Here is a 12,907-nt window from a genome sequence, read left to right on the forward strand (position 1 = left end):
GGAGACCATCACATGACCGATGCCGACTTCACGCCCACCCGGGACGACAAGTTCTCCTTCGGGTTGTGGACCGTCGGTTGGCAGGGTGTCGACGTGTTCGGTGGCGCGGTCCGGCCGGTGCTGGACCCGGCCGAGGCGGTGCGCAAGCTGGCCGAGCTCGGCGCGTACGGCATCACCTTCCACGACAACGACGTGTTCGCCTTCGACGCGTCGCCGAGTGAGCGGGACGCCGCACTGAAGCCGTTCCGGGCGGCGCTGGAGGAGACCGGGATCGCGGTGCCGATGGTGACCACGAACCTGTTCTCGCATCCGGTGTTCCGCGACGGCGGGTTCACCAACAACGACCGCGACGTGCGCCGGTTCGCGATCCGCAAGGCCGCCGATCAGCTCGACCTGGCCGCCGAACTGGGGGCCGAGACCTTCGTGGCCTGGGGCGGTCGCGAGGGGGCCGAGTCGGGTGCGGCCAAGGACGTGCGGGCCGCGCTCGACCGGTACAAGGAGGCCTTCGACCTGCTCGGCGCGTACGCGATCGAGCAGGGCTACGACATCCGGTTCGCGATCGAGCCGAAGCCGAACGAGCCGCGCGGTGACATCCTGCTGCCGACGATCGGGCACGCGTTGGCGTTCATCGAGTCGCTGGAGCACTCCGAGCGGGTCGGGCTGAACCCGGAAGTCGGGCACGAGGAGATGGCCGGGCTGAACTACGCGCACGGGCTGGCCCAGGCGCTGTGGCACGGCAAGCTCTTCCACGCCGACCTGAACGGGCAGAACGGGCCGCGGTACGACCAGGACCTGCGGTTCGGCGCCGGCAACGCGCGGGGCGCCTTCTGGACCGTCGACGTGCTCGAGCACGGTGGGTACGAAGGGCCGCGGCACTTCGACTTCAAGCCGCCGCGGACCGAGGACCTGGACGGCGTCTGGGCGTCGGCCGCGGGCTGTATGCGGAACTACCTGATCCTGCGGGCGAAGGTCCGGGCGTTCCGCGCCGACCCGGAGGTCCAGGAGGCGCTGCGGGCCGCGCGGCTGGACCAGCTCGCCCAGCCGACCCTGGCCGAGGGCGAGAGCATCGCGACGCTGCGGGCCGAGGCGTTCGACCCGGAGGAGGCCGGCCGCCGCGGGATGGCGTTCGAGCAGCTGGACCAGCTGGCCATCGAGCACCTGTACGGCACCCGCGGCTGAGGCGTCGCGGCCACCCTTGACCGGAGTGCCGATCGGGCGGGACGCTCCGGACAGGGGTGGTCGCGATGAGTTCTTACTGGAGTACCGAGACCGGGCTGGCGCAGCTGACGACAGCCAGCGGGAGCGAGTTGCGGTCCGAGCAGGCGTTGTACGCCGGGGACGCGCTCACCTCGCCGAACGGGCGGTACCGGCTGGCGTATCAGGCCGACGGGAACCTGGTCCTGTACGGGCCGTCGGGCGCGTCGGCCTGGTCGTCGGGGACGTCGGGTCAGCCGGCCGGGCTGTGCACGATCGACAGCGACGGGAACCTGACCATCTACGGCCCCGGGATGCGGGTGCTGTGGTCCAAGCCGCACGGCGAACGCCGGGTGAACGCGCGGCTCGTCGTCCAGAACGACGGCGACGTCGTCCTCCTCGGGGATCCGGTGCCCGAACAGCAGTGAACCACCGGCGGCCGCTCGGGGGAGCGGGGCCGGTGGTTCGTGGTCTCAGCGCTTGTTCTTGGCGGCGAGGCCTTCGGCAGTGCCGACGAGCAGCACCGAGGCGATCACCGCGACGACGAACCCGAGCACGTTGAGCTCGAAGAACCCGCCGGTCCCGAGGAAGGTGGCCACCGTGCCACCGATGAGCGAGCCGGCCAGGCCGAGCAGCAACGTCCACAGCAGGCTCAGCCTCTGCTTGCCCGGGGTGAACAGCCGAGCCAGCGCCCCGATGATGAGCCCGGCGACGATGAAGCCGATCATGTCGTGTCTCCTGTGCTTGAGAGGTTGCCTCCACTCTTCCAGTTCCCCGGCGCAATCCAAGCCGGAAACCGCCCCCGCCCGCCCCGGACCCGACCCTGGCCGAACCCCTGACCCGCGCGTCCGGGACGGCTCCTGATCAGGACGCCGGGACCTTGCGGACGAAGGCTTCCTCGGGTTCGAGGACACGGCCGGTGGCGTCGGTGGGCTCGAGTTTGCGCAGCGGGCTCTCGGTGGCGGTGTCGAGCAGGACCGAGTGCGGTTCGTCGTCGGCGAACAGGTGCGCCTCGCCCCACTGACGCAGGCTGACCAGGATGACGAAGAGGTCGCGGCCCCGGTCGGTGAGGCGGTACTCGTGGTACGACGTGCCGTCGGCGGCCGGGGCGGTCTCCAGGATGCCGCGGGCGACCAGGTCGCGGAGCCGCGCGGAGAGGATGTTCTTCGCCAGGCCGAGGTTGCGCTGGAACTCGCCGAACCGGCTGATGCCGTCGAAGGCGTCCCGGACGATCAGCAGCGACCAGCGGTCCCCGATCACGTCGACGGTCCTGGCCACCGGGCACTCCGCCCGCTCGTGACTCACGCGTTCCGGCATCGCTACCCCCGGGGTCGAACTGGTTCCGCTCGGTCGGCGACCAAGTGGTTGCAAGTTTAAACCGGGTCCCCTACGCTCCTCAAATCGGTTTCAAAGTGAAACCGGTTCGAGCGAAGGAGTACGCCATGACGACACAGGCGAGCGAGGACACCCGGGTCAGCCCGGTCCGGGTCGCGGTCGTGCAGTTCGAGCCCCGCGTCGGCGTCGAGAACCTGAAGGCCAATGCCCTGGCCGTGGAACAGCGGCTGGTCGCGGCCGCCGACGAGGGGGCGCGGTTGATCGTGCTGCCCGAGCTGGCGACCACGGGGTACGTGTTCGAGACCCGCGAGGAGGCGTTCGCCCACGCCGAGGCGGTGCCCGACGGCCGGACCGTGGAGTCGTTCGCGCGGTTCGCGGCCGAGCGGGACGTGTACGTCGTCGGGTGCGTGGTCGAGCGGGACGGCGAGCAGCTGTACGACACGGCGGTCCTGGTCGGCCCGGAGGGGTACATCGGCCGCTATCGCAAGACGCACCTGTGGAACACCGAGAAGCTGTGGTTCACCCCGGGCAACGAGGGGTTCTCCGTGTTCGACACCAAGATCGGGCGGATCGGCCTGCTGGTCTGCTGGGACATCTGGTTCCCCGAGACCGCGCGGATCGTGGCGCAGCTAGGCGCTGACATCATCTGTATCCCGACCGGCTGGGTGTGGACGCCGCCGCCCTTGTACGACGCGAGCGGGGTCTGCATGGCGGCGTACCTGACCATCACGGCCGCGCACGCCAACAACGTCTTCATCGCGACCGCGGACCGGATCGGCCAGGAACGCGGCGCCGGGTTCATGGGCAACTCGCTGATCGCGGGGACCAACGGCTGGCCGATCGACCGGATCGCCGGCCCGGACGAGGACACCATCGTGTACGCCGACGTCGACCTGGTCGCGGCCCGGACCGCGCCGATCTGGAACCAGCTGAACGATCTGCACCGCGACCGTCGGACCGATCTGTACGACCAGCTGCTCGGCTACACCGGCTCGGCTCCGCTGCCGCGGTGACGTCGTGACGACGATCCGCAGTACCTCGCGGCGCCTGTGGAGTCGCCCGGTCGCCTACACCGTCGGCATCGCCGGTTGTGTGATCGGTTGCGCGGTTCTGGTCACCGTCCTCGCCGGGGAGTTCCGGACCACCGCGTGGCAACCGTGGGACGGGGAGTACGCCGAGATCGGGCGGCTCGCGATCTGGTTGGTCGCGTCCGTCAGCGAGCCGCAGTACTACGCGGTCGCGTCCGCGTCGGCGGGTCTGCTCCTCGGTGGGGCGTTCGCGCAGCTGGCGTACCGGCGGTCGTGGACGTGGCAAGGGTTCGTCCAGGCCTGCGGTTCCGGGATCTGGCCGTGGGCAGTCGGGAGCGGGGTGAGCAGTCTCGTGCTCGGCAACCTCCTGTGGGGATGGACGCTGGGAGCGGGGCAGTGGCAACCGTTGTTCGTCCCGCTCGTCTCGGTGGCGCCCGCGATCGTCATCCACTTCGGCCCGCGGTGGTCCGTCGCCGTGACGGGGACCGTGCTCGGAGCACTCCTCACGCCGCCGATCGCCCTGCTCGCGATCAAGTACATCTGCGAGCCGTGGGACCTTCCCCTCGTCGTCGGTGCCACCGGTGGGATGACCGTCGGTGCCGTGATCGCGTTCTGGCTCTGCGGTCGGCTGCCGTGGATGCCGTCACCTGGTAGGTGGCGAGGGCCGGGTGCAGCGAGTCCTGAGGCGTCGCGGTTCTGGGTTGTGCGGAGGGCGCTGGCCGACTTCAGCGAGGCGCAGTTCTTCGGCAACGAGTGGGCGAGTGCGGCGCTGATCCTCGGGGCTCTGCTGGTCCATCTGCTCAACCCGTCCTTGCTCGTGTACGGCTCGGGTCTGTTCCCCGAGGTGCTCGCGAGCCAGGTCCTCACCGCCGTCGCCGGGGTGCTGCTCTGGCGGCGGAAGTGGGCCGCGCACGGGTTCTACCCGACCTTCGTGCCGGTCGTGTCCGTCGCGCCCGCGACCGTGCTGGCCTTCGGTGGGACGGCCCAGTCCGTCGTGGCCGGGGCGTTGCTCGGCGCGATCGTCGGTCCGCCGGTCGCCGCGGCGATCGCGGCCCGGCTGCCGAACACCTTCCATCCGTTCATCGGGAACGTGGCGTCGATGACCTTGTGTACCGCGGTCGCCGTGCCGGTTCTCGGTCTGCTTCCGGGATTCGCCGCATGAACTCACCAGGTACTGATTCGATCGTCACCCTCGCGCGAGCGCTTCGCCGGGGCGACACCACCTCGGCCGAGCTGGTCGACCAGGCGCTCAGCCAGATCCATCACCAGAACCCGATCCTCAACGCGTTCGTCCTGGTCACCGGCGACGACGCCCGGAAGGCCGCACGGGTCGCCGACGAGGAACTTGCCGCAGGCATCGATCGTGGCCCGCTGCACGGGATCCCGTTCGCGGTCAAGGACCTGGTCGACGTCGCCGGCCTGCCGACCACCTGCGGCTCGGCAACCTCGTTCGGCGGCCCGGCCTCGGTCGACGCCGACGTGGTGAAGCGGTTACGGGACTGCGGTGCCGTCCTCGTCGGGAAGACCACGCTGCACGAGTTCGCGTACGGAGCGACCGGTGACCGCTCGGTCCACGGTCCCTCCCGCAATCCCCACGATCCCGGCCGGATGTCGGGCGGCAGCAGCGGGGGCAGCGCGGTCGCGGTGGCGTCCGGCATGGTCCCGCTCGCCCTCGGCACGGACACGGCCGGCTCGGTCCGGGTCCCGGCCGCGCTCTGCGGGGTGGCCGGGTTCAAGCCGGCGTACGACGCGATCTCCAGTACCGGCGTGTACCCGTTGGCGCCGTCGCTCGACCATGTCGGGTTGTTCGCCGGCTCTTCGGAGGACACGCGGGTCGCGTACGAGGCGATCGTGGGACGGCGGTTGCCGGGTGCGGGTGAACGGTTGAAGGTGGGGTGGATCCCGCCGGGGGAGATCGCGGTGACGGATCCGCGGGTCGAGGCCGTGGGGTCGGAGCTGGTCCACCGGGCCGGGTTCGAGGTGGCGTCGGTACCGTGGTCGTTCGACCTTGCGCTCTTCGACGTTTTCTCAACCCTACAAGGGAAAGAGGCGTACAACGTGCACGCGGGTCACCTCGGAGACGATCGCGATCGCGTGGATCCCGAGGTCCTGGCCCGCCTCGATCGCGGACGCGGGATCACCTCGGCCGAGTACGCCCGGGCCGACCAGGTACGGCGGGAGTTCCGCGCGATCGTGGACGAGCTGCTCGCGGGGTACGACGTGCTGGCGTTGCCGACGGTACCGGTGGTGGCGCCGCCGATCGGCGCTCGGTCCGTGACTGTGGACGGGACCGAGCTGGAGGTCCGGGCCGCGTTGCTCTCGTTGACCAGTCCGTGGAACCTGGCCGGCGTTCCCGCGGTGAGTGTGCCGGTGGGTGCGGTGGACGGGCTCCCGGTCGCGGTCCAGCTGGTCAGTGCCGTCGGCAACGAGCACCTGTTGTTCGCGGCCGCGCGGTCCCTCGAATCCCCGCTCGACAGGAAGGACACCTGATGCCCTCGATCCAGCTCGACCTACCTCTGACCCTCGAGCCGGTGGCCAAGCGTGACCTGGCGCGGACGATCGGCACGATCTACGCCGAGATCATGCAGGTGGGGATGGACCTGCTCACCGTCTCGGTGCACGACCTCGGCGAAGGCGCGGTCTGGCGCTGTCACGAGGACGGCCCGCCCACGCCGTCGGCGCTGATCATGTGCGACATCCGCAAGGGCCGCCAGTACGAGACCCGGGCACGGCTCGCCCAGGCGTTGATCGACGCATGCGTGAAGCAGTTCGACCTGGACGCACTGTGGATCAAGGTCGAGTTCACCCAGCACGCGGGCGACGACATGTACCACCCGCACCTCGGCGGGTTCAACACGGACTGGACCGGCGACGAGCGGGCTCACTGACCAGTGCGCTGGAGCAGCGTGCCCGTGCTGGTGAAGCCCAGCGCTTCGTAGAACCGCACGGTCTCCTCGCGGGAGTCGACGGTGAGCTTCCGGACACCGCGGGCGTCGGCAGTGGCGCAGATCGCCTCCATCAGGCGACGGCCGATGCCGAGTCCGCGGTGCCCAGGAAGGACGAAGACGCTCTGCACGTCACCGGAGCGTCTGGTCAGGTCGCCCGGGTTCGGGACGCGGTCGAACACCGCGAGCCAGGCCATCCCGACCAGCGCACCGTCGAGCACCGCGAGCTGACAGACCGACGCGTCACCCTGGGCCGTCATCCAGCGCTCCAGGTCGGCGCCGAACTCGCGAAGCACCTCGGGCGATGCCACCTCGTCCGCTCGGGCCCAGCGCCAGCGGAGCGCGGTGAGGGCGGGCAGATCAGCGGCTTGGGCGGTCCGGACGACGAGGTTCATCGCCCCAGTATCTCTCCCCGCACCGTCCCGCGGCTTCAGGGTTTGGTGCCGAAGGCAACTGTCTGCAGCTGGTCGGCCTGCTGCCGGTCGATGATGACGGCGGAGGCGGCGCCGGGGACGATCCGGCCGGGGTAACGGGCTGCCTGGGCGAGCAGGCGTGGCCAGCGGCGGGTGTGGGTCGCCATGGCGTGCGGGCGGATGATGCGGCCGCGAGCCTGCTGGCCGGTCCGGGCCACGTCCTCCGGGACGTCGAGGAGGACGAGGTGCACGGTCAGCCCCGACCACCGTGCGCCCCAGCCGATCAGGTACCTGGACAACGGGCGGGTCGCGCATTCGTGCACCAGCAGCGGGCCACCGCGGCGCATCGCGCGCAGCACCATCCCGTAGTACGTCAGGTGCAGGAACGGGCGCCACCAGACGTACGGGATCGCACCGAGGACGGGGATCCACCGGGCCCGCAGACGCTCCGAGTCGAGGACCTGGAGGTTGCCGTTGTCCGGGTCGGGGAACAGCCGGCGGAGCAGGGTGCTCTTGCCCGCTCCGGGGATGCCGGCGAGGACCACGACGGCGTCGTCGGGGTAGCGGAGTTCCGTAGTGGCTTGTGCGCGGCGGGTGTCCGGCGGCGCGGCGATGCCCAGGAGTGCCACGGGGACGTCCTCTCGTCGGCGGAGTGCTGCTGTTGAAAAACCAACGGAGGAAGGCCGGTCCGGTGTTCCGGATTCGGGCCGTGGAACGCTGAGAAGTTGATGAGAACTCGAGGTAAGCGCTCTCTCAGCCGGGTGGGCGGATGATCCGCTGTTCGATCGCGCGGGCGACCGCGGCCGCGCGGGTGTCCACCCCGAGCTTGGTGTAGATGTGCGAGAGGTGGGACTTCACCGTCGCCTCGCTGACGAACAACTGTTTGGCCAGCTCCCGGTTCGACTGCCCGGTCGCGAGCAGCCCGAGGATCTCCACCTCGCGTTCGGTGAGCGTGGTGGCCGTGGAGCCGGCCCGCTTCACCAACCGGGCGGCCACCACCGGAGCGAGGATCACCTCGCCGCGCGCGGTCCCGCGGATCGCGCGGAACAGGTCCTCCGGTGGTGCGTCCTTCAGCAGGTACCCGGAGGCGCCCGCGTCGATCGCGCCGAGGATGTCCGCCTCGGTGTCGTACGTGGTGAGGACGAGTACCCGAGGTGGTTCGGGGAAGGCACGGAGTCGCGCGGTGACCTCGGCTCCACCAGGTCCGTCGCCGAGGTTCAGGTCCATCAGGACGACGTCCGGACGGACCGCGGCGACCAACTGCTCGGCACTGTGCGCGTCCGAGGCCTCACCGACGACGGACAGGTCCTCCTGGCCGTCGACGAGCGCGCGCATCCCGGCCCGGACCACCGGGTGGTCGTCGACCAGCGCGACCCGAATCACCTGTGTTCCAGTCACGCGTGCTCCAACGGAACGGACGCGGCCAGCGCAGTCCCCTCGCCCGGTTCGCTCTCCAGGATCAGGGTGCCGCCGAGTCCCTGCAGGCGATCACGGATCCCGGCCAGGCCGCGGCCGCGATCCGGCTCGCTCACCGGCGGATCGACGGGCAGGCCGCGGCCGTCGTCGCGGACGTCGAGAGTGACCGCGTCCGGTTGGTAGGTCAGCGTGACCACGGCGGTCCTGGCGTCCGCGTGTTCGAGGACGTTGGCCAGCGCACCACGGGCTGTGCGGAGCAAGGCGGTCTCGATCTCCGGGCCCAGCGGTACGGGCGTGCCGTGCACCTGGATCCGCACTTCCACGCCGCCATGCTCCGCGAGGCGCTCGCAGGTCTGTTGGAGTGCAGCGGGCAGTGCTGGCTCCCCGGGTGCGGTGGCGAGCTGTGCGGGGGCCAGGTCGCGGACGACGCGCCGTACCTCGTCGAGGCTGTCGCGGGCGGTCGTTGCTGCCTGGGAAGCGTGTTGGCGGGCCGCGGCCGGGCGGTCCTCCCACTCGCGATCGGCGGCCTGCAGGAGCAGGTTGATGCTGGACAGTCCCTGGGCGACGCTGTCGTGGATCTCCCGCGACAACCGCGCCCGCTCGGCCAGTACGCCGGCCTGGTGCTGCGCGTCGGCCAGATCGCCCTGTGCCGCGCTCAGGTCGTCGAGCAGCGCCTGCCGCGCGAGCGCGTCCCGCTCCAGCGCCCGGTACGCACCGACGGCGAGGACAGCAACGCACACCGGGCCGAGCACGATGGTGGGATCCAGCCGATCGGTCATCCGGGTCCACGTGACCACCGTGGTCGCCACCATCCCGGCCACGACCGCACAGGCCGGCCAGAACGGCAGTACACGCAGGGCCACGAACGACAACGGTACGGCGCACCAGGCGAAGGACGGAGCCAGCAACGCCAGCCCGAACCACACCAGTACGAGCACCGCGAGCCACACCTGACTCGGCAGGAACCGGTGCGCGGCGTACGTCGCCAGCAGCACCGCGGCTCCGGTCAGCACCCACGGGGCCTGGTCCCCGAAGCCGTGCCCGGACAGGTACCGCACCGCGGACGCCACGACGAGGACGACGAACGCGGCATGCAGGACCGTCACCAGTCCGTTGGCGCGGCCGAGGATGCCGGCGGCCCAGGCTGGTGTGCTCGGTCGCGGGGGTGAAGTGGTCATGTGGAGCCGATGGTAGGCCTGATCGGGCCGGGACCGAATCATCCGATCGGCTACTTCATCGTCGCCGATCGCCCGTCGTCCCCGCGTCCGTCCCGGGCCAGGCTGGACACATCGACCTTCCACCGACCGTTGCGAGGTACTCATGGCCGTCCGTTCCCTCACCGCGACCCTGGCGCTGTCCGCCGTCCTGTTCGGCGTCGGCGCGCCGTTCGCGTCCGCCCACTCCGCCACGTATCAGCTGCCGGGCGACCCGGTGGTGAACGGCGCGGGTGGCTCGAAGTACGAGGGCATCGGGTACGACGTTCGCACCCAGCGCTTCTACGTGTCCGAGACGACGGGCGGCGAGATCCACCGCGGCTCGCTGCGGTCCTCGGCCGCGACCGAGTGGCTGGCCGGTGACGGGACGGACGGCCGCTGGACCGCTCGCGGAGTGACCGTGGACGCGAAGGGCCGCGTGTACGTCGCGGGTGGGCCGAACGGCATCGACCACCCTGGCGCGCCCGACCTGTGGGTGTACGACCGGTCCGGCCGGTTGCTTGCCGCACTGCGGACCGGCGTACCGAACACCTTCCTGAACGACCTGGCGATCGGCCCGGACGGCGCCGCGTACGTGACCAACTCGAACGCGCCGCAGATCTTCCGGGTAGCCGAGCAGCACGGCCGCTGGACGATCCGGACCTGGGCGGACGCGACCGCGACGATCCCGACCGCGACCGGGTTCAACCTGGGCGGCATCGTGCTCTCGCCGGACCGCCGTGCGCTGGTAGTGGCCCAGGGCAACGTCGGCAAGCTGTGGCGGTTCGACCTGCGGACCGGCCGGGCCACCCTGGTCGACACCGGTGACACCGACCTGGTGAACGCGGACGGCCTGGTCCAGCAGGGCCGGCAGCTCTGGGTCGTCCGGAACTTCTCCCGCGTCCTGACCACGCTGCGACTGGCCCCGGACGGGACTGCGGCCACCCTGGTCCGCGCGACCGCGACCGACCCGGACCGCGTGTTCACCACCGCGAAGCTCGCACAGGGCCGGCTGCTGCTGGTCGACAGCAAGTTCGACGAGCCGGTCGGGCTGCCGCCGTACGAGGTCGTTGCCCTCACCCCGCCGCGCCGATGAGCAGGCCGATCACCGCGGCCGCCGTGGCTGCCGTCATGCTGGTGACGGTCGCGGCCTGCTCCACCGAGCAGACTGCGCCGCAGGCCGGACCGACTACAGCCGCGGCGTCCCCGTCCGCCAAGCCGTCCACCGAGCCGTCAGGCAGGTCGGGTCCGAGCCCGTCCGCCCTGACCACCAGCCCCAGCCCCAGCCAGGAACCGAGCGAGAAACCGAGGACCACCCCAGTGCCGACCGCCGACGCGCTCGACCGCCAGCTGATCGCCGCCGCCTGGAAGAACGACGTCGCGGAGGCGCGGCGGCTGGTCGCGGCCGGCGCCGACGTGAACGCGGTCGACGACACCGTGCAGAGCGCGTACCTGATCGCCGCGAGCGAGGGGTACCTCGAACTCCTCGACCTGACCCTGGCCCACGGCGCCGACCTGCGCAGCCTGGACAGCTACCGCGGTACCGCCCTGATCCGCGCCGCCGAACGCGGTCACGCTCCCGTCGTCGCCCGCCTCCTCCGCGCCGGCATCACCGTGGACCACGTCAACCGCCTCGGCTGGACCGCACTGCACGAAGCGGTCCTGCTCGGTGACGGCAGCCCGCGGTACGTCGAGACCGTGCGCCTCCTGATCGCGGCCGGGGCGAACCGTGATCTCCCGGCTGAGCGGGACGGCGTGACGCCGGTCCAGGGCGCCCGTGATCAGAAGGCGGTGTCCGCGGTCCTGACCACGGCGCCGCCGTCCCGTGGGGAGGCGCCGAAGGCCCTGCTCGCGGCCGCGGATTCCGGTGACACGAACAAGGTCGCTGCCGCACTCGCAGCTGGAGCGCCCCTGGAAAGCAAGGACGCGAACCGTCGTACCGCGCTCCTGCGTGCCGCGCTGAAGGATCGCGTCGAAACGGCCCGTTTGCTGGTCGGGCTCGGCGCGGATCCGGATGCGCAGGACGACCGGAGCGACTCGGCCTGGCTGGTCACCGGGGTCACCGGCAGCGTCGCGATGCTGGAGACGCTGCTGCCGGCCGGCCCGGACCTGAAGCTGCGGAACCGGTTCGGCGGCCTCTCCGTGATCCCGGCGAGCGAACGCGGTCACGTCGACTACGTCCGGCGGGTGGTGAAGACCGGGATCGACGTCAACCACGTCAACGACCTCGGCTGGACCGCGTTGCTCGAAGCGGTGATCCTCGGCAAGGGGACCGAGCAGTGGCAGGAGATCGTCCGCATCCTGCTGGCCGCCGGGGCGAACCCGTCGCTCCCGGACCGCGGCGGCGTCACCCCGCTCCAGCACGCCACCGACAGCGGGTACGACGAGATCGCCAAGATCCTCCGCGCCGCGGGCGCCCGCTGATCAGCGCGCTCGTCAGGTGGAGACGAGCAGGACGCCGGTGACCACGGCCGCGAGGCCGGCGGCCGAGGTGAGGGTGATCCGCTCGCGCAGGATCGCGACGCCGAAGAGGTTGCCGACGACAACGTTCAGGGTGCGCCCGACGGCCACGGTACCGACGGGGGCGAGCGACAACGCGACCAGGACGAGGCCGTAGCTCGCCGGGGCCAGCAGCGCGATCGGGACGGCCTGGCGCCAAGAGGCCAGGACAGTCCCGAGCCGGCCACGCCGGGGGATCAGGACCAGTGTGAGCAGGGCGAGCTGGCCGAGGTTCGCGACGGCGAGGTAGGGCAGGACGCGTGCGCCTAGCGTCGCGACGGCGTACCCGTCCCACAAGGTGTACGCGCAGCTGCACGCCGCGACCAGGAGGCCGGGCCACGATCCGCGGTTGTGCCGAGCTGAGACCCGGTCCATGAGCAGCACGCCGACGAGGACCGCCGCGACACCGCACCACGCTGCCGTCGAGGGTGAACCCAGCCAGGGGATCGTGACGAGGACGACGAGCACCGGCGCCATCCCGCGGCTCACGGAGTACACGACCGAGAAGTCGCCTGCCTTGTACGCCCACTGCAGGACCACGGCGTACGTGGTGTGCAGGGCCATGCTGACCAGACCGGCCCACCAGGCGTTGCCGACGCCGTCGTGCCCGGCGGCCCAGCCGAGCAGGACCAGCGAGGCCGGGGCCGGGATCGCGCCGTAGAGCCAGACGAACTCCGGGCCCTGGTGTCCCGACGATTTCACCAGCAGGTTCCAGCCGGCATGGCAGGCGGCGGCCAGTGTGAGCAGTCCCAGAGCGAGCACGTAGACAGTGTCTACTATCGAGGTAGACAGCGTCTACTCGGGACTGGACGCGGTCGGGTCTGCGAGACTCTCGGCATGGTGGGGCAGCCGGGTGCCTCGACGAGGACCCTGCCGTCAGGGGT

General features: G+C 71.0%; 16 protein-coding genes. 8 read left to right on the forward strand and 8 right to left on the reverse strand.

Translation table 11 applies throughout. The annotated features are described in order from the left end of the window. Nucleotides 1–12: 12 nt before the first annotated feature. Nucleotides 13–1,179, forward strand: a complete 1,167-nt coding sequence (gene xylA / locus FB561_RS18700; protein ID WP_145808377.1) for a xylose isomerase — start codon at nucleotides 13–15, stop codon at nucleotides 1,177–1,179. A gap of 65 nt (nucleotides 1,180–1,244) precedes the next feature. Beyond that, nucleotides 1,245–1,622: a lectin gene (locus FB561_RS18705; protein WP_145808379.1), complete on the forward strand. Its 378-nt coding sequence runs from the start codon at nucleotides 1,245–1,247 to the stop codon at nucleotides 1,620–1,622. Between the two features lie 45 nt (nucleotides 1,623–1,667). Here FB561_RS18705 and FB561_RS18710 read toward each other — a convergent pair whose 3' ends face one another. After that, complete coding sequence (locus FB561_RS18710) at nucleotides 1,668–1,922, reverse strand: GlsB/YeaQ/YmgE family stress response membrane protein (protein ID WP_145808381.1); 255 nt, start codon at nucleotides 1,920–1,922, stop codon at nucleotides 1,668–1,670. Nucleotides 1,923–2,058: 136 nt separating this feature from the next. Further along, a complete protein-coding gene (locus FB561_RS18715; RefSeq protein ID WP_238334897.1) occupies nucleotides 2,059–2,472 on the reverse strand; it encodes a winged helix-turn-helix transcriptional regulator in 414 nt (137 codons plus the stop codon). A gap of 164 nt (nucleotides 2,473–2,636) precedes the next feature. On the opposite strand from FB561_RS18715, the gene FB561_RS18720 reads away from it, so the two are divergent. The 4 genes from FB561_RS18720 to FB561_RS18735 are packed head-to-tail and all read left to right on the forward strand — an operon-like array spanning nucleotide 2,637 to nucleotide 6,445. After that, nucleotides 2,637–3,542, forward strand: a complete 906-nt coding sequence (locus tag FB561_RS18720; protein ID WP_145808385.1) for a nitrilase family protein — start codon at nucleotides 2,637–2,639, stop codon at nucleotides 3,540–3,542. A gap of 4 nt (nucleotides 3,543–3,546) precedes the next feature. Further along, on the forward strand, nucleotides 3,547–4,719 hold the full coding sequence (locus FB561_RS18725; protein ID WP_145808387.1) for a hypothetical protein: 1,173 nt from the start codon (nucleotides 3,547–3,549) through the stop codon (nucleotides 4,717–4,719). Then, nucleotides 4,716–6,047 (forward strand): amidase, encoded by a 1,332-nt coding sequence (locus FB561_RS18730; protein WP_145808388.1) that lies wholly within the window; start codon nucleotides 4,716–4,718, stop codon nucleotides 6,045–6,047. Before FB561_RS18725 ends, FB561_RS18730 begins: the two co-directional genes overlap by 4 nt. Continuing rightward, nucleotides 6,047–6,445: a tautomerase gene (locus tag FB561_RS18735; protein WP_145808390.1), complete on the forward strand. Its 399-nt coding sequence runs from the start codon at nucleotides 6,047–6,049 to the stop codon at nucleotides 6,443–6,445. Before FB561_RS18730 ends, FB561_RS18735 begins: the two co-directional genes overlap by 1 nt. On the opposite strand, the gene FB561_RS18740 is transcribed toward FB561_RS18735, so the two are convergent. The 4 genes from FB561_RS18740 to FB561_RS18755 all read right to left on the reverse strand — a co-directional run bounded on the left by FB561_RS18740 (nucleotide 6,439) and on the right by FB561_RS18755 (nucleotide 9,509). After that, entirely contained in the window at nucleotides 6,439–6,897 is a 459-nt protein-coding gene (locus FB561_RS18740) for a GNAT family N-acetyltransferase (protein ID WP_145808392.1), read from the reverse strand. The two genes, FB561_RS18735 and FB561_RS18740, sit on opposite strands and share 7 nt — an antisense overlap. 35 nt (nucleotides 6,898–6,932) lie before the next feature. Then, a complete protein-coding gene (locus tag FB561_RS18745) occupies nucleotides 6,933–7,544 on the reverse strand; it encodes an AAA family ATPase (RefSeq protein ID WP_238334898.1) in 612 nt (203 codons plus the stop codon). Nucleotides 7,545–7,668: 124 nt separating this feature from the next. Next, nucleotides 7,669–8,298 carry a response regulator gene (locus tag FB561_RS18750; protein ID WP_145813163.1) on the reverse strand — a complete coding sequence of 210 codons (630 nt, stop codon included), beginning with the start codon at nucleotides 8,296–8,298 and terminating at the stop codon, nucleotides 7,669–7,671. Between the two features lie 11 nt (nucleotides 8,299–8,309). Next, nucleotides 8,310–9,509 (reverse strand): sensor histidine kinase, encoded by a 1,200-nt coding sequence (locus FB561_RS18755; RefSeq protein WP_238334899.1) that lies wholly within the window; start codon nucleotides 9,507–9,509, stop codon nucleotides 8,310–8,312. A 142-nt stretch (nucleotides 9,510–9,651) separates the two neighbouring features. Here FB561_RS18755 and FB561_RS18760 point away from each other — a divergent pair, with 142 nt between their 5' ends. Next, entirely contained in the window at nucleotides 9,652–10,620 is a 969-nt protein-coding gene (locus FB561_RS18760) for an SMP-30/gluconolactonase/LRE family protein (protein ID WP_145808396.1), read from the forward strand. On the opposite strand, the gene FB561_RS18765 is transcribed toward FB561_RS18760, so the two are convergent. After that, nucleotides 10,601–10,840: a hypothetical protein gene (locus FB561_RS18765; protein WP_170284705.1), complete on the reverse strand. Its 240-nt coding sequence runs from the start codon at nucleotides 10,838–10,840 to the stop codon at nucleotides 10,601–10,603. The two genes, FB561_RS18760 and FB561_RS18765, sit on opposite strands and share 20 nt — an antisense overlap. A gap of 4 nt (nucleotides 10,841–10,844) precedes the next feature. Here FB561_RS18765 and FB561_RS18770 point away from each other — a divergent pair, with 4 nt between their 5' ends. After that, nucleotides 10,845–11,948 carry an ankyrin repeat domain-containing protein gene (locus FB561_RS18770; RefSeq protein WP_145808400.1) on the forward strand — a complete coding sequence of 368 codons (1,104 nt, stop codon included), beginning with the start codon at nucleotides 10,845–10,847 and terminating at the stop codon, nucleotides 11,946–11,948. 12 nt (nucleotides 11,949–11,960) lie between these two features. On the opposite strand, the gene FB561_RS18775 is transcribed toward FB561_RS18770, so the two are convergent. After that, nucleotides 11,961–12,785, reverse strand: a complete 825-nt coding sequence (locus FB561_RS18775) for an EamA family transporter (protein WP_202880661.1) — start codon at nucleotides 12,783–12,785, stop codon at nucleotides 11,961–11,963. Nucleotides 12,786–12,907: the final 122 nt, after the last annotated feature.

The organism is Kribbella amoyensis, assembly GCF_007828865.1.
Classification (GTDB): domain Bacteria; phylum Actinomycetota; class Actinomycetes; order Propionibacteriales; family Kribbellaceae; genus Kribbella; species Kribbella amoyensis.